Here is a 16,455-nt window from a genome sequence, read left to right as displayed (position 1 = left end):
CCCCCCCGAGCAACGAGGAAACCAGGCATGAAGGTCATGGCAGCAGTTAAACGCGTTGTCGACTACAACGTAAAGGTCCGCGTGAAGGCTGATCAGACGGGCGTCGACATAGGGAACGTAAAGATGTCGATTAATCCTTTTGACGAGATCGCCGTCGAGGCGGCGACTCGCCTGAAGGAGGCTGGAGTCGCTCACGACGTGATCGCGGTCACTTGCGGCCCCGCGCAAAGCGGCGAGACTCTGCGTACGGCGCTCGCTATCGGTGCCGATCGCGCTCTGCATATCCAGACTGAAGCTGAACTGCAACCGCTGGGGGTCGCGAAGCTGCTGAAGGCCGTGGTCGAGCGCGAGCAACCGCAGCTCGTCATTCTCGGCAAGCAGGCCATTGACGACGACGCCGGTCAGACCGGCCAAATGCTCGCCGCACTTCTCGACTGGCCGCAAGCCACATTCGCAAGCGCTATCGAGATCGAGGGTAACGTCGCCACTGTTACCCGGGAAGTAGACGGCGGCCTCGAAGTGCTTCAGCTGGATCTTCCGGCCATCGTAACGACTGACTTGCGGCTGAACGAGCCACGTTACGTGACGCTACCCAACATCATGAAAGCGAAGAAGAAACCGATGGACACGGTCACGCCGGCCGATCTCGGCGTGGATCCCGCACCGCGGCTGAAGACGCTGAAAGTCGCCGAGCCGGCCGCCCGCAAGGCGGGAGTACGCGTGGCGGACGTCGCCACATTGATCGACAAACTGAAGAATGAAGCAAAGGTGATCTGATGACCACACTCGTCATTGCGGAACACAGAGACGCGGCGGTCTCGTCCGCCACACTGCACACAGTCAACGCAGCGCGCCAGCTCAATAACGGCGTGCACATGCTTGTCACAGGTTATAACGCGCATCCCGTCGCCGAAGCCGCAGCCAGAATCGAAGGCGTCGACGTCGTCATTCTGATCGATGCGCATATTCTGGCCGATGGCCTGGCGGAAAACATCGCCGCACAGGTGATTGCACTGGCGCCGTCTTATACACATGTGCTGTTCGCTGCGACTGCTGCGGGCAAGACCGTCGCACCGCGTGTTGCTGCAAAACTCGACGCATCTCAGATCTCGGACGTCATCGCCATTCATTCGGCCGATACGTTCGACCGTCCGATCTATGCAGACAACGCCATCGCAACCGTGCAGTGCGACGATGCGATCAAGGTAGCGACGATCCGCACTACCGCTTTCGACGCCGCGCCCGCGACTGGCGGCAGCGCATCAATTGTCACGATCGAAGCTGCCGAAGGTACACGGCGGGTACGTTTCGTGCGTCGCGAAGTGGCTGAAAACGAGCGGCCGGAACTAACGTCAGCACGAATCGTCATCTCGGGTGGGCGCGGTATGGGTAGTGCGGAGAACTTTGCGTTACTCGATCCGCTGGCACAGAAGCTCGGTGCGGCGGTAGGTGCGTCACGAGCCGCGGTGGACTCGGGTTTCGCTCCGAACGACTGGCAGGTAGGACAGACCGGCAAGATCGTCGCTCCGCAGTTGTATATCGCCGTGGGCATTTCCGGTGCGATTCAGCATCTGGCCGGCATGAAGGACTCAAAAGTCATCGTCGCTGTGAATAAGGATGCAGAAGCGCCGATCTTTGGAATTGCAGATTATGGGCTGGTCGGCGATCTCTTTTCTGTATTACCGGAGCTAACGAGCCAGATCTGACGCTCGCGATGAGTCCTTCATCATGGGCCGCCGTTCGCTACGGTGGCACAATCCGTTTTTTTCGTCATTCCCCGCGATAGCTATCCGATCGCAAGCCAGCTAGCGCTACATGGCGGAATCTCCTGCCGCGTCAAGCTTTCGCTTCGCACGCCAACCAAGGCCGGCGGAAGCAGCACGGTCCCCATATTGCCGAATAAGACGCACTTGAGTATGCGCCGAACCTTTGGATAGCATGCGAGCACAGTTGCGGACAGCGAGCCGCGATCTGGCAGCAGCACTATCGGCAGTTTCGTGCTGCCGGACACAATCAAAAAACTACCACTAGGCAGTCTATACACCGGGCGGTTCGATATCGGATCAAGACTTAGCATGGACATCAGGCGGCCCTTTGCGCGGTCGCGCTGCCGGCGGGCTACCTGTATCTGCCGACATATCGGCGATCAATTACGGATGTGAAGGCTTGAACGATCGCGGCGAATTTGAGGATATGCCCCCCGCACCTTGACTTGCTCAACGCGACGCATGTCAGGCGCGCGCCAACGAGTTGAATTCCTGAAGCAGATAGCAGCAACGGCTGCGGCTCAATGCACGTGGGTGCTCTCGTGCGGTAGTCCACCCGCACGCCCTCTTCTGGCGCCTCAGCGAACATGCGCCGCTCTTTTTCTCAGCACGCCCATCAACCACATCAAAACAAGCGAAAGCACAATCCAAAGCGTTGCCGCTGCAAGAATAGCCGGGCTGATCTGCTCCCGAAGTCCAGACCACATCTGTCTTGGCAGCGTGAAATACTGCGGACTTGGAAGAATGAAAAGCGCGAAAACTACCTCGTCAAACGATGTGATAAACGCGAGTACCGCGCCGGCCGTCACGCCTGGCATGATGAGCGGAAGCGTTACCTTTCGAAACACCATCCAGGGCGGCGCCCCCATGATGGCGCCCGCCCGTTCAAAGGACCGATCGAGGCCGCTCACAGAGGCAAGCACCGTAACTACAACGAAGGGGATGCCAAGCGCGGTGTGCGCTGCAATGAGACCCCACAAGTTATCAACGAGCCCTACCTTTGCGAATACGAAGTAAGTTCCCGCTCCGGTGACAATCGTTGGTACAACCATCGGTGCGAGAATGAAGCTCATGAGGAGCGACCTGCTGGGCAGCAAACGCTGCCTCAGGCCCAGCGCTGCTGCTGTGCCAATGGACGCAGAAAGAGCCGTTGTGGCAACGCCCACAATGAGGCTGTTCTTGACCGAAAGCAGCCACCTTGGGTTGTCGAAAAACGATTCATACCACCGAAGCGACCACGCATCAGCTTGCAAATGCAACATCGCTCGAGAGAACGTGAAATAGGGTTCCGCGTTGAACGAAAGAGGGATGATGACAAGAACCGGCGCGACGAGGAAAAGAAAGATTGTCGTGCACATTACGGCAAAAAGTATGCTCCATCCCTTTTCGACGGGAGAACGAAACGGCTGGCTATGGACGTTCATGGTTACCCCATCTTGAGATTTTCAGCGCCAACCATTCGGTTGTACACGAAGTAGAGCGCGAGCACCGCAACAAGTAGTACGATGCTAATCGCTGCCGCCAGCCCCCAGTTCAACGAAGTCTGTATGTTGAAAGCGATCATGTTCGAAATCATCTGGCCAGACTGTCCGCCGACAAGTGCAGGCGTGATGTAATAACCCAAAGCAAAGATCAGTACCAGCAAACCACCGGCGCCTACTCCTGGCAAAGTAATCGGAAAATAAACTTTCCAGAACGAAATGAACCGCCCTGCTCCAAGAGATTGTGCAGCTCGCATGTAGCTAGGTGGAACCGCAACCATTACGCTGTATAGCGGCAGAATGAAGAACGGCAACAGGATATGTGTCATGGAGATCAGTGTGCCCGTCAGGTTATAGATCAACATGACACGGTTGTGGTCATTGACCACTCCGGCCAGAACGAGAAGATCGTTGAACACTCCTTGAGATTGCAACATCACCATCCATGCAGTGACGCGAACAAGCATTGACGTCCAGAAAGGCACCAGCACCAGAATCATCAATTTATTCGCAGTGGACTTTGATCGTGTCGCCATGAGGTAAGCAATCGGATACCCCAACACAGAGCACAACGCGGTAACGGCGACGGAAACCAGGAACGTTTTCAGGTAGAGCGAGCGATAGATTCTGCTGTCTTCCGGTTGTGACTCGATACTGCCTTGCTCATCGCGTCGGAAGTCTAGCGCCGCAAGGTAATTATCTAGCGTGAATGGTCGCGTTGCGCGTGCAAGCATCGGTATCACGCCGGGATCAGTCCATACCGGATCCACGTTCGCGAACCACTGAGCAGTCGGTACTTCGTCAGCAGTAGCAGCGCGCCGCGCCGTACGTTCAACGACAGATCGAAGCCCCGAGCGTTCGGCATTCAGTCGCCTCGCGACCAGACCGAGCTTGCCATTTTCTCTTGCAGTAACGAGGTCACGGGCCAGAGCTGTCCACATCTGACCTGCCGCGTCCCTGGAACCGGCGTCGAGGGCTCGAGCGGTCGCCGGAAGAAGGTCGCGCAGCGTTGCATCGTAGACGCTGACCTCAAACATCTTCGCGATCGGCACAACAAAGGTCAGCAGCAGGAACACGATCACCGGCAGGACAAGCAGAAAAGATTTTCGCGTCTCGCGGCGCCTCGCCTTCTGAACCCGGCTCTTTAACGTAGCGCCACATTGTTCGTCATGGGAATCGTCAGGGCCGCTCTCAGCTATTGTCACCGGATTCATGTCGGGCCTCCCGCAGCCAACAGCGCGCGGCTGTCAACTGAGCGCCAGCCGATGGGTAGCGTCTGTCCTGAGCGAAGAGATCCGAGGCTGGACGTGTTCGCGATTTTCACTGAAATTTCGTTGCCGCTCGGAATCTTGCATGTCAGTCTGACGTGATCGCCATAGTAGGTCGACTCAATGATCTCCGAGTTCACACGGTTCTCGAACGCCGTTTCGTGCGAGGCAATCACTACGCGCTCGGGACGCAACACCAGAGACACGCGCGACCCCGACGGCAGCGGCTTTGCAGTGCGTGCCTCAAACTGGCATTCTCCGTGAGTGACTTTTGCGCGGAAGTCGCCGTCCGCCGACGCGTAACATTCGCGTACGACACCGTCCAGCAGATTGTTGTCGCCAACGAACCGCGACACAAACTCGGTGTTTGGGGATTCATAAATCTCGGTCGGCGGACCGATCTGTTCTATGATTCCATTGTTGAAGATTGCGACCCGGTCAGACATGGCCAGCGCTTCATCCTGATCGTGGGTGACATAGACCACCGTCACGCCAAGCATCTTGTGCAGATGCTTGATTTCCGTTTGCATGTGCTCGCGAAGCTGTTTATCCAGAGCACCAAGAGGCTCGTCCATCAGCACCAAGGTGGGCTCGAAGACCAAGGCACGGGCCAGCGCGATCCGCTGCTGCTGGCCGCCAGAGAGCTGAGCCGGCCGACGGGAAGCGAATGCATGCATCTTCACCATTTCCAACGCCGTTGCTACTTTTTTCGCGATCTGGTCTTTGGGAACCTTTCTCGCTGCAAGTGGAAAGGCCACGTTGTCTGCGATCGACATATGAGGAAACAGCGCATAGTTCTGGAAGACCATGCCAATGCCCCGTCTATGCGGCGGCGTCGTTGTCAGATTCACACCGTCGATGCTAATCGTCCCAGCAGTCGGCGCCTCAAAACCCGCCAGCATCATCAAGGTTGTTGTTTTGCCGGATCCCGACGGGCCAAGCAGGGTCAGAAACTCACCCCGCCTGACCGCAAGGGAGAGCGATTTCACCACTTGGGTGCTCCCGTCGTAGCTCTTTTCTACCTGCGAGAATACGACGTGGTTCCCGTCGGCCACTCTCGAACTTCCATTTCGTTGCTGGGAAACGTTTCGCATTTGCGTTACCTTGATCCTTAGCGGGCCATCCAGGCGGCCCAGCGCCGGTTAATTTCGTCCTGCTCATCGTTCCAGAATGCAGTGTCGTTCGCGAGGCCGACCTTCAGATTGGCGGGCGACGTCGGCAGGTTGTCCCGCAAGGACGCGTCAACACGCTGAAGTGCCGAGCGGCGCGCCGGCGCGTAGCTGATATATTTCGTCTGACTTGCAAGCTGCGGCGACGATGTCGCATACCGGATGAAATCGAGTGCGGCCGCCTTGTTTTTGCTCGCCTTGGAGATCGCAAAGACATCTCCGTTGATGATCTGTCCTTGCCAGACGATGCCGAACGGTTTCTTTTCTTTGGTAATAGCGTCGGTGAATCGTCCATTACCGCCTTCGGTCATCGCGACTTCACCGTCGGCAAGAAGTTGAACCGACTGCGCCTGCGCTCCCCAGAACACCGCACTTGGCTTGATCGTGTCCAGTTTCTTGAAGGCGCGCTCAAGTCCTGCCGGCGTTCGCAGCGTCGCGTAGACCTTGTCGCGAGGCACGCCATCCGCCATCAGGGCCCATTCCAGATTTCCGTTCGGTTTATTGCTAAGTCCCCGTTTCCCCGGGAATTTTTTCAGATCAAAGAAGTCTGCGATCGTCGTCGGTTGGGCTCCGGAGAACTTTCTCTTGTCAAATGCGATTACGTTGGACCAGAGAATGGTTCCGGCACCACAGTCCAGCAATGATCCGTTGACGAAGTCGGCCGATGCAGGCTTGCCATCCGGTGAAGGAGCAAGGGAACTCGCCTTGATGGGGTCGATCAACCCCTCGTCGCAGGCTCGCGCGGCATCCTGAAACTCAAGGTCAATGACGTCCCAAGCCCCAGATCCGGCCTGTACCTGGGAGCGCAGCTCCGCGAGACCGCCGTTGTAATCGGCCGGCAAGATCTTGGTGCCGGTCTTCGCGGTGTAAGGCTCAAAGAAGGCCTTGGACTGGCTGGCGGTATATGCCCCACCGAAAGATGCGATGACCAGCTGTTGAGCCTGAGCCGATGTAGCTGGCAGAACTGCTGCCAGGACGGTGAACAGGCACGCCCGTGCTTGCTTCGATGTGTTTCCGATTTTCATACATACCTCTCTCGACGATACGTTAAGGGTCATTGTCACGAGCTAGCAGGCGTTTAGACCTGCGCCAAGTCCTTCTCCAAACGCCGGGCCAACTGGAGAACCCACTTGTCGGCACCTGCGGCGCCAACAAGTTGCACACTTACTGGGAGCCCTCTGTCATCCTGTCCTGATGGCAGTGCAACTGCGGGCGCTCCGACGAGGTTGAAAAACGAGGTGTAAAGTGTCAGCGCATTCCCGACGGGACACAGTTGCTCGCCGATCGGCACCCTGGTGCTCCCGATCTCAGGGGCGACGATTGGACAGGTAGGTGTGAGAACTACGTCGACATTGTCGAACTGGCGCGAGAAGGAGCGTCGATATTCGGTCAGAAGCCTTTGACATTGCACGTAACTCTCAGCGGACAACTGCTGACCTAATATAAAACCACTCCTGATATCGGCACCATACTTTTCCCCGCACGTCTCGATCAACGGCGAGTGATAGGCGAGCGCCTCGGCGAGCTGGATCGTGAGCGACACTGTTCGAGATTCGGCGGCATCGGGCAACTCGATCTCGTGAAAACGGGCTCCCAGCCCGCGCAGCGCAGCCAGAGCCGACTCATAACCGGCTCTGACCGAGGGTTGAAGAACGAGAGCTGCGTCGGGCAGTACGCCCACCCGGAGCGACCTTGCGCACTTGACGGGACTGAATGTGTCCAGGTCGGTCAGCCATGCCGTAACAATCGACACGTCGTCCGCGCTTGCAGCAATGATCCCCACGTGGTCCAACGTCCAGCAAAACGGGATTACTCCCGTCGAGTCGAGCAGTCCAAAAGACGGCTTGAATCCGGTGACGCCGCACAGCGCGGCAGGAACGCGCACTGAGCCGCCGGTATCGGTGCCCAACGCAAATGGCACGATGCCGGCTGCCACAGCTGCGGCGGATCCCCCGCTGGACCCGCCAGCCAATCGACTCCGGTCCCACGGGTTGACTGTTGTGCCAGTGAACAGGTTTTCGCCGGTCGCGCCATAGGCAAACTCGTGCATATTCGCTTTGCCAATCAGGACAGCGCCAGCATCCGCAAGCTTTCGAACGACTACGGAATCTTCCGTTGGATAGTGCTCCGCATATACCCGGCTCCCGGCCGTTGTCCGGATGCCCGCTGTGTTGAAAGCATCCTTTGCGACGTAGGGAACGCCGTCCAGCAATCCTAGCGAAGCCCCGCGGCGACGCCGATCATCCGCCGCCGCTGCTTGCTCCCGACCGCGTTCACTGGTCACGGTTATCAGGCATTTCAGCCATGAATTGGTCGCCTCCGCAAGCGCCAGACTATGCGCGATAAACTCAGACGACGTAGCGTCGCCATTGGCTAGCACTCGCGACATATCTCTGAGGTTTGTGCCCCGTACCGGTGTCATGATTGCGTACCCTCGGCCCACGGCGGCGCCACGTCGCCGAGATCTTTTGCCCGAATCTCCGCAAGGCGCCCGACGAGACTGGACAGGTCCGATACCACGCCGAAACGCGGGTCCACCAGCTCAGTGAGGTCCTTTTCGGTCCAGCGACTGCCGAAGAACTCCCGGTTGACCGCGATGAGGGTCTTCAGTGCGATTCCATCAGCCATAATCTTCACGCCACCGCCAGCTCGCGAGGATAGTTGGTCAGGTATTCGAAGCCATCCGTCGTAACAACTATCGAATCGCCGACTCGCCCGCCAAACTCGCCTTCGATGGTAATGCCGCCATCGACGGCGAACGTCATGCCTGCCTCAAGCGTGCGCTGTTCGCCGCGCTTGAGCTCTGGCGTTTCGAGGAACGAATATCCGATCGAACGTCCGGTGCGATATCCCGGCGCAAAGCCCGCGTCCTTGTACACCTGCTCAGCAGCCGCATTCACATCTTCGCACCGTACTCCGGGCCTGATCTGCGCCAGTGCCGCCTGTTGCGCCGCTACCGCCGCTTCGTAGACGCGAGCCTGCTCGTCGGTCACCGACCCAACGAAGAACTCGCGGTCGAATCCAAGCTTGTAGTTCTTGAAGTTGGCGATTCCGCAGAAACACAAATACACCGGGTCGCCTCGCTTTAACGTGCGAACCGAGGATCTGCGGTGCACGAGGCAGACGTCGCGCCCCGACTGGAGGATCTGCAGGTTGTAAATGGTCGGGGACACAAATCTGTCCTTGTGCTCATCCAGGAATGACGCTGCTTTACGCGTTCCGGCGGCGACGACAGCCAACGCGATTTCATATTCGGGTACGCCTTCCCGGATCACCTGTTTCGCTGCTTCGACCATTGCCACTGCAACGTGACCTGCCTGCTTCATCGTGGCGATTTCGCTCGAGGTCTTGATCGTCCGAAGATCGAGGATGATCTGACCAACATCGACAATGTGGTCCGCATCGACAAGCAGCGCCGCTGCCACGAGCGGCGGCATCTTTGCGCGCTCGACACCGAGGCGTTTAACCTTTGACGCCGCGAGCACTTCCCGCAGCGGCTTGCGCCACTCGTCGTCAATGCCGTCACACCAGGGACGGATGTCCTTGATCCATGTCATCAGCGAGCACATCTCCGATTCCATCAGAGGAGTAATCAGCACCGGGTCGCGATCTTGCGGAACGACCAGCAAAGTTGGCCTGCCGAAATCCATTCCAAGGTAGTTCCAGAAGCCGCCGAAATAGGCCACTGCATCGGGGTCGCTGATCAGAGCAACGTCAATATTCGCGACGCGGAGTGCATCGCGCAGTTTGCTTACCCGGCCTTCGTATTCGCTCACAGTTCCTCCGTCTCGTTAGCTGTATGCAGCAAGTACACAGCTCCACTCTAGGAACAACAATTTTCACTGTCAAGTACGGGATTCGTCTAGGATAAGCACTGTATTCAACCGACGGAATCGGTTTGATAAACGCAGAAATCTTGTTTTGGTTCCGTCACTTAATGCAGAACCACGTCAAGCGCCCCCTGTAACTCACGGCGCGCGGACCTATAAGTGAAAATTATTTCCCACTATCGCAGATCTCGACTAGTCTGTTGCTGTGTACAGGTTGCGTATAGCTGTGGCTTGTAGTTATCATTGGGCACACGCCGCGCTGGTGCGGCACTGACCGGACGCTCCATCACCGCAACAGCGTCCAGCGAGGAACATCAATGGCACGCGTGGTTAAATTGAAGGGCCAAACGCCGCGACCGGCAGCCAAAGCCACGGCTCCTCGTGGCCAGGCGTCTGACATCTACCTGACAGTTCGCGATCGCATCTGTAGTCTCCACTATCCGCCGGGCACCTTCCTCGGAGAAAACGTGCTGGCTGAAGAATTTCAGGTGAGCCGTACGCCCATTCGTCAGGTGTTGCAGCGACTTGAATATGAAGGCCTAGTCGAAACGAAAAACGGCGTCGGGACGATTGTTAGCGGGGTCGATTTCCGCGAGTACAGGGACACGTACAATTTCCGCCTGCGATTGAGCGAGATGCTGGGAGATTTTTGCTCGCCGCTCGACGCCCCACAGGCGCTTGAGCGCATTGAAAGCCTCATCCCCCGAGCCAACGCGTTACTAAACGGTCCCAGGAATTTCGATGAGTTCTGGTCGGTCTTGCATGAGTTACATTTCGCGATCAATGAGCTGATCAGAAATAAGGAGCTGAGGCAGACGCACGACAGGTGCTATTTTCAGGCATCACGCGTTTGGTACAACTTTGTCAGAGACCTCTGGGAAGAGGAGGTTGAATACCTTAACCGAGAACTCGAAGAGTGCTGCCGCGCGCTGCGCGCCGCCGATATGCGTGCTCTAGGCCTGGTTCAGCGGAACTACATTTCATTTGGACTCGCGCGAATCGCCCGCTTCATTACGGGTTAGGCCACCCCTCCATCGCTGCAGGCGTCAAGAACATCTCCCTCATTTCCAATCCTATATAAAGGAGTACGTATTGTGAGCAACCTTGTTGAATTCAAGGCTGAGTTTGACCAGGGCCGACACAATCGCGCCAAGGCAGGCTTTGTGCTGCTCGCGACCGAGCAAACGATCGAAGATGACATGTTCACCCTTCTCCCGAAAGGCGTCGGAATCCATTTCACGCGAGTCCCCAATCCTGACAGCATCACGCGGAAATCCCTCGACAACATTGCTAGCAGTCTCGCCGAGTCTGCGGCGCGGATTCTTCCGGACGGCAGTCTAGATGTTATTTGCTACGGCTGCACGTCTGGAAGTCTGGTTGTCGGCGAAAAGAAGGTCTTTGCAGAATTGTCGCGAGGCGCCCCGAATGCAAAGACGACAAGCATGGTAACAGCCGTCATTCGCGGTCTGCGGGCGGTCGGCGCGAGGCGTATCGTCATCGGCACGCCGTATCTGGACGAAATCAACGAGATGGAGAAAATCTACCTGGAAAACGAGGGCTTCGAAGTTCTGGCAATCCATGGCCTCCAGCTCGAAAAAGACAGCGACATGGTGCGCGTGACTCCGAATAGCATTGCGCAAATGGCGCTGTATCTCGACCGTCCGGACGCTGATGCAATCTTCATTAGTTGTGGGGCACTCAGATCGATCGAAGTCATCGAAGAGATCGAGCAAATAACCGACAAGCCCGTCATTACAAGTAATCAGGCTGTTGCGTGGGATGTTATGCGACTCGCTGGCATCCAGGACCGCATCAGGGGCTTCGGACGGCTGCTGTCCGAGCACTAGGCAACACTCGAGCGGCAGCCGGAGGTCTGTTTCGCATGGTGGGATTGATGCCGGTGTGACGACGAAATTGCTATCTTTTTCCGACTTTCATCGGCATCACAAACCCATCGCATGATTTTTGACCAGGCAAAATCCGATGACACGACCTCGACCAACCATCGACTTGCGGGCTCTGGAAGCATTCGTCACCGTCTGCGAAACGGGGTCGATGACCGCAGCCGCCAAGCGGCTGCAGGTCAGTCAAAGTGCCATCAGCCAATCAATCGCATCCCTCGAACGCGAGCAGAGCACGGAGCTTTTGGACCGGGAGAGCCGGCCGCCCCGGCCCAATCTCGCCGGCCGCGCTCTGCTCAAGCTGGCCGAGCCCCTGTTGAAGCAGGCACAAGATGTCAGCAGCAAGCTTAGGGACACGTCGCGAGGCGAGACGCTGCCGGTTCGACTTGGATGCGTTGACTCGTTCGCTGCCACCGTCGGTCCGGAGCTGATTCGCGCCGTGTCCGGATCAACCCGTCAAATTGAAATGTGGTCTGGGCTTACGCCAGCCCTTTCAGCGCAAATTCATCAGCGCGAGGTTGACGTCGTGGTTTGCACTCAGACCACAATTACCGACACACGACTGGTCGAAGTTCCGCTTTTATCAGAGGCTTTTCTCGCGGTCGCTTCTCGCCGCTGGTTCGAGAGGCATAAGGGAGCAAATCCCGAATGGGGAAGCCTGGCTGCCGAACTGCCGCTGATTCGATACACGGCGCGTTCAGTAATTGGGCAGCAGATTGAGCGGTTAGCTCGACATCTGAATATCGGCAGCGCTCGTCATTACGAATTCGATGCGACGGACCCGCTGCTGAGCCTTGTCAGCGCAAACCTCGGTTTTGCCATTTCCACACCGCTCTGCCTTTGGCAAGCGCGCCACTATCTTGACACTTTAGTCGTATTTCCTCTTCCCAGGAGCCATCTCAGTCGGCGGGATTTTTTCATTTTGCACAGGCGTGGCGAGTGGGACGAACTCGTGGACCAGATCTCGGCTCTTACCGGAAACGTCCTCGACGAGCTGATCCGTCCAGCGCTCAAAAAACTGTTACCGCAGATGCCTGCGACCGCGCTACAACAGTCAAACATAATAAAGGCTCATCGTGACAAAAGTATATGATTTGACGCGAGGGAACGCCCCGCTACTTATTTCGATTCCCCATCTCGGGACAAGCATCCCAGACGACCTGCGAGAGAAATACACCGACTCCGCGCTAAGGCTTTCCGACACTGACTGGCATCTCGACAAACTCTACGAGTTCGCGCATAAGCTCGGGGCGACGGTCACGAGTGCGCACTTGTCCCGCTATGTCATCGATTTGAACAGACCATCTTCTGACGAGAATCTTTATCCCGGGCAACAGACCACCGGCTTATGTCCGGAACAGACGTTCCGTGGCGAGACTGTCTATCGCGATAGGCAGACTCCGACGGCAGATGAAAAGAATTTGCGAGTAAAGTCATACTGGCAACCGTACCATGATCGCCTTGCAGAAGAACTGCGTCGACTTCGCGAGGAACATCCGCATGTACTTCTGTGGGAAGCGCATTCGATTGCGAGCGTTCTACCGCGGCTGTTCCAGGGCAAACTCCCAGATCTGAACATCGGAACGCAGGACGGCCGCACTGCGGCCGATTCGGTACTTCAAGCTGCAATCAATGCAGCAGCGGAAAGCGGGTATTCCTGGATTAGCAACGGCCGATTCAAGGGCGGGTTTATCACCCGTCATTACGGAGTGCCGTCATCCGGTATCCATGCCATCCAGCTTGAGATGTGTCAGAGTACTTACATGGACGAAAATCTTCCGTTTCACCTAATCCCGGATCGCGCGCGGCTGGTTATACCAACATTGGAAACAATGGTCGGTAGGTCACTGGATGCAGTCAGTGCATTGTGAGATCGTCCCGTTGCGATATTCAAAAAAGCGTCCGGCCACTGCAATGTCAAATCGATGTGGGCAAGCAGCGAAGGCCCAATTACCGGAACTCGCTGTCGTAAAGCACCTGTTCGCAAAGACGTCGGCTCAGGTGAACAATCGCGCTGAAAATAGTCACCCGCCCACGCGCCACAATGCGGGGTTTCCGCGAGCGACGTCGCAGGCAGGCAGCGTGCCATGGAACAGAGGCCTAGCCGGGATTCGTAAAAATCCGCCACGGCCTAAGCGGCTGATTTGAATGCGAAATCGATAGTCGAGTCGAGCGGTGGGACGGAGCGCAAGAGATCCAGCAGATAGTCCCCGAACCGGTTGATGTGCTCGCGCCGGTACGGCGACAGCACCTTGAGGACCTCGGCATCGACCGGATGCCCCTTTTCCTGCAGTTCCTTCAGCTTGCGCGACATCCACTGCACGTTGTACAGGATCACCATGCTCGCGACGAGGTGGTTGTACTTGATCACTTTGCGCTGCTCGTGTCGGACGTTTTCGGCGATCACGCCTTCACCACCGAACATCAGCCACTGAGCGAAGTCGTTGAACTGCTTGCTCTTGTTGGTCGCCGCGTGAATCGTGCGACGCAGGTCCGGCTCATTGAGATATTTCAGCAGGAACAGCGTCCGGATCACGCGCCCCAGCTCCCGGAATGCGAAGTAGAGCTTGTTTTTTGTGCTCTCCGATCCGAGGCGGCGCAGGATCGTCGACGGCGTCATCCTGCCTGCTTTGATCGACACTGCAACGCATCATGTCGGCATAGTGACGTTCGATTAGTGCCCAGTCAATCGCCTGACGGCACAAGCTGTCGATGTGCTTGTATTTGCGCCGTCGGTCCGCCTTGTACAGCACGAGATCCTTGATGTTGCGCATGCGCGGCATCAGGTTGATGCCCACTACGTACGACAGACCGAAGACCGGACCGCTTTGTGCCTGCGTATCGCCGTGGATCGTATCGGGCTTGACGTCGGCGCCGTTCAGGATCAGCCCATCGAGGATGTAGACGGCTTCGTGGACGCCGCACGGGATGAAGTGACTGAACAGGGCGATGTACATGTCGGATACGTGATAGTAGCCGATCCCGCCGTATCCCCCATAGCGAACGTGATACTCGGACAGCAACCTCCCTCAGACACGGCGTGGTAATGCCGCCGGGTTCGTCGAGATGGCCGATCAGCGGCGTATCCGGTGCCCAGCGTGCGGGGCTCACGGGCAGGCCGCGCTGCATCAGGTACTGGTCCAACGCAAATCGTGCGAGTGGCGGCAGCACCACCTTGCCAGCCTTCGCCCCCTTACCGGTGAGGTGAAGCCACCGCTCACCGCGCGTGCCGGTCATGATACTGCCGAGTGTAACGCTGACCAGTTCGCCCCGGTCGCCCAACCGAAATCGAGCAGAAAGCGCAGACGCTGTGCGGCGGGAACCGCCCAGCCATGCGACCTTTCCAGGCCATCGGCAATCGTGCGGATCAGTTCCCACTCTCCCGCCGTAAAGGCGCGCGAAATGTCCAGCTACCCATTGCGCTGCGCGCCGCACACCCTGAGGCCGGCAAACGGATTCGCGAGCACGTAGCGCTGCTCGATCAGCCAGCGAAACATTGCACTCGGAACTGACAGCGCATAGGCGATGGAGTCTGGCGACAGCGCGCCCGTGAACGGCCGCCATTCGGACGACGATCGCGGGCGCGCCGGCGCGACCCACCGGGCGCGGGGTGTGGGATGGCGCAGGAAGGCAGGATAAGCGGTCGCATCCTCGCTCATGAGCGAAGACAGCGCCTTGCCGCGCTCAGCAATCGCCCACAGCAGCAGGCGCTCGGCTTCCCGGCGATAGGCACGCTGAGTTTCGGCGGCTTCGTGCCGGTCGAGCCAGGCGCTGATCGCCTGATAGTCATTATCGGCCTTGAGCGAACACATCGGCTTCGGTGCGCGGAAGACACCACACGAGCCGTCGACGTCATGTGGCACGTGGATGTTTTCCCACGGCACCACAGGCTCCGGCGTCGCCACCACGATCAGCGCGCGGGCGCGTTCGGTGAGCACCGGGTGGGCGGCAAAGAAGGTTTCAATGTGCCGTGCGCTGCGCATGCCGAGTCCGTAAATCGTGCGCCACCCAGCGCCGGCGACGAGGGATGCGTACAGTCAGATCAGCCAGCGTCCGGATGCCATGCTGATGCAGCACGGGGACAACACGGGCTGGCAGCCAGACATCGATCACATCGCTCACCTGTGGTTGTGGGATCTCAAGCGTTGGCAAGATATCCAGCGCCCGGGTCGCGGCCTTACGGTGATGGGACCGTTCGCCCACCGCGCACTGGAACAGCTGGGCCAGATCGGCGCGATGCCGGCTGAGGGCGAAACCGGCGAGCTGCCGACGAATCCGTCCGATCACGCCGCGCGCAGACTGGCCGCCTTCGAGCGCCTGCGAGCAATAACGTTCGACCGCCTCGCGAGCGCTGACGCCTGCGTACCACGCGCGCAGCGCGGACAGGGACGCAGGCTCAGGCAAGGACGGGTGCAACGGAACGTTCGGCATCCAGAGATTATAGGCAACGAGATGGCAGGGGAGCGGCGCGTCAGAGGGGTGGCACGTTTCCCGAAACGGGAGTTTCATCGAAAAATGAAATCCTATCGATAACAAGGGTTCGAGCGCGGTGTCGTTGTCAGTTACGAGACGATCCGCCGCTGGTGCGACAAATTCGGCGCGGGCTTCGCACATCGCGTCAAAGCTGCTCGCCGCAAGCCTGGGCGCACATGGCATCTGTACGAAGTCTTCGTTACGTTGCGCGGTGAGCCTTATCTGCTCTGGCGGGCAGTCGACCAGCACGGCGCCGAACTCGACATCCTCCTGCAGAAACGTCGCGATAAGGCCGCAGCAAAGCGCTTCTTCAACCACGTGCTGGCCGCCTGTACCGACGCGCCACGAAGGATTGTCACCGATCAATTGCGCAGCTACCCGGCAGCCAAGGCCGATATCCCCGAACTGGCGAACGTCAAGCATGTGTTCGTCAAGGCTGCGGCCCGGGTGAACAACCGGGCAGAGAACAGTCATCAGCCTACGCGTGAACGTGAGCGGCGCATGCGCGGATTTCGTGACCCGAAGCGCACGCAGGCTTTTCTCTCCAGCTTCGGCCTGATCCGGCAG

General features: G+C 58.1%; 13 protein-coding genes and 4 pseudogenes. 8 read left to right on the top strand and 9 right to left on the bottom strand.

Annotation, left to right across the window (positions count from 1 at the left end; genetic code table 11):
- The first annotated feature begins 27 nt into the window (after positions 1-27).
- Together AB3X94_RS37550 and AB3X94_RS37545 are read left to right on the top strand one after the other, a co-directional pair.
- Positions 28-777 (top strand): electron transfer flavoprotein subunit beta/FixA family protein, encoded by a 750-nt coding sequence (locus AB3X94_RS37550; RefSeq protein WP_368594096.1) that lies wholly within the window; start codon positions 28-30, stop codon positions 775-777.
- Positions 777-1,706, top strand: coding sequence for an electron transfer flavoprotein subunit alpha/FixB family protein (locus tag AB3X94_RS37545; RefSeq protein ID WP_368594097.1), 930 nt, complete (start codon positions 777-779; stop codon positions 1,704-1,706). Before AB3X94_RS37550 ends, AB3X94_RS37545 begins: the two co-directional genes overlap by 1 nt.
- Before the next feature lie 638 nt (positions 1,707-2,344).
- On the opposite strand, the gene AB3X94_RS37540 is transcribed toward AB3X94_RS37545, so the two are convergent.
- The 7 genes from AB3X94_RS37540 to AB3X94_RS37510 are packed head-to-tail and all read right to left on the bottom strand — an operon-like array spanning position 2,345 to position 9,460.
- Positions 2,345-3,190: an ABC transporter permease gene (locus AB3X94_RS37540; RefSeq protein WP_176112072.1), complete on the bottom strand. Its 846-nt coding sequence runs from the start codon at positions 3,188-3,190 to the stop codon at positions 2,345-2,347.
- A gap of 2 nt (positions 3,191-3,192) precedes the next feature.
- Positions 3,193-4,461 (bottom strand): ABC transporter permease, encoded by a 1,269-nt coding sequence (locus AB3X94_RS37535; protein ID WP_368614185.1) that lies wholly within the window; start codon positions 4,459-4,461, stop codon positions 3,193-3,195.
- Positions 4,458-5,609 (bottom strand): ABC transporter ATP-binding protein, encoded by a 1,152-nt coding sequence (locus tag AB3X94_RS37530; protein WP_368614184.1) that lies wholly within the window; start codon positions 5,607-5,609, stop codon positions 4,458-4,460. The genes AB3X94_RS37535 and AB3X94_RS37530 overlap by 4 nt, the downstream gene beginning before the upstream one ends.
- Before the next feature lie 17 nt (positions 5,610-5,626).
- Positions 5,627-6,709, bottom strand: coding sequence for an ABC transporter substrate-binding protein (locus AB3X94_RS37525; RefSeq protein WP_368614183.1), 1,083 nt, complete (start codon positions 6,707-6,709; stop codon positions 5,627-5,629).
- 53 nt (positions 6,710-6,762) lie between these two features.
- On the bottom strand, positions 6,763-8,073 hold the full coding sequence (locus AB3X94_RS37520) for an amidase (RefSeq protein WP_246392568.1): 1,311 nt from the start codon (positions 8,071-8,073) through the stop codon (positions 6,763-6,765).
- A 29-nt stretch (positions 8,074-8,102) separates the two neighbouring features.
- Positions 8,103-8,312: a hypothetical protein gene (locus AB3X94_RS37515; RefSeq protein ID WP_176112077.1), complete on the bottom strand. Its 210-nt coding sequence runs from the start codon at positions 8,310-8,312 to the stop codon at positions 8,103-8,105.
- Positions 8,313-8,317: 5 nt separating this feature from the next.
- Positions 8,318-9,460 (bottom strand): M24 family metallopeptidase, encoded by a 1,143-nt coding sequence (locus tag AB3X94_RS37510; protein WP_368594100.1) that lies wholly within the window; start codon positions 9,458-9,460, stop codon positions 8,318-8,320.
- A 371-nt stretch (positions 9,461-9,831) separates the two neighbouring features.
- Between AB3X94_RS37510 and AB3X94_RS37505 the strand changes: the two genes are divergently transcribed.
- The 5 genes and pseudogenes from AB3X94_RS37505 to AB3X94_RS37485 all read left to right on the top strand — a co-directional run.
- Positions 9,832-10,536, top strand: a complete 705-nt coding sequence (locus tag AB3X94_RS37505) for a GntR family transcriptional regulator (protein WP_176112079.1) — start codon at positions 9,832-9,834, stop codon at positions 10,534-10,536.
- A 72-nt stretch (positions 10,537-10,608) separates the two neighbouring features.
- Positions 10,609-11,361, top strand: a complete 753-nt coding sequence (locus tag AB3X94_RS37500; RefSeq protein WP_368594101.1) for an arylmalonate decarboxylase — start codon at positions 10,609-10,611, stop codon at positions 11,359-11,361.
- 136 nt (positions 11,362-11,497) lie between these two features.
- Positions 11,498-12,508, top strand: a complete 1,011-nt coding sequence (locus AB3X94_RS37495; protein ID WP_368594102.1) for a LysR family transcriptional regulator — start codon at positions 11,498-11,500, stop codon at positions 12,506-12,508.
- On the top strand, positions 12,492-13,286 hold the full coding sequence (gene hutG / locus AB3X94_RS37490) for an N-formylglutamate deformylase (RefSeq protein ID WP_368594103.1): 795 nt from the start codon (positions 12,492-12,494) through the stop codon (positions 13,284-13,286). The genes AB3X94_RS37495 and hutG overlap by 17 nt, the downstream gene beginning before the upstream one ends.
- A gap of 64 nt (positions 13,287-13,350) precedes the next feature.
- Positions 13,351-13,495, top strand: a pseudogene (locus AB3X94_RS37485) (IS6 family transposase); the annotation flags it as partial.
- Between the two features lie 51 nt (positions 13,496-13,546).
- Here the strand turns inward: AB3X94_RS37485 and AB3X94_RS37480 are convergent.
- Together AB3X94_RS37480 and AB3X94_RS37475 are read right to left on the bottom strand one after the other, a co-directional pair.
- Positions 13,547-14,438: pseudogene (locus tag AB3X94_RS37480) on the bottom strand (Tn3 family transposase); the annotation flags it as partial.
- A gap of 7 nt (positions 14,439-14,445) precedes the next feature.
- Positions 14,446-15,846, bottom strand: a pseudogene (locus AB3X94_RS37475) (phage integrase family protein); the annotation flags it as partial.
- Positions 15,847-15,954: 108 nt separating this feature from the next.
- Between AB3X94_RS37475 and AB3X94_RS37470 the strand changes: the two are divergent.
- A pseudogene (locus AB3X94_RS37470) lies at positions 15,955-16,455 on the top strand (IS6 family transposase); the annotation flags it as partial.

This window comes from Paraburkholderia sp. BR10923, from assembly GCF_040948765.1.
Classification (GTDB): domain Bacteria; phylum Pseudomonadota; class Gammaproteobacteria; order Burkholderiales; family Burkholderiaceae; genus Paraburkholderia; species Paraburkholderia youngii.
Note: the sequence above shows the minus strand (reverse complement) of the source record. Positions and strands in the feature narration are given on the sequence as shown.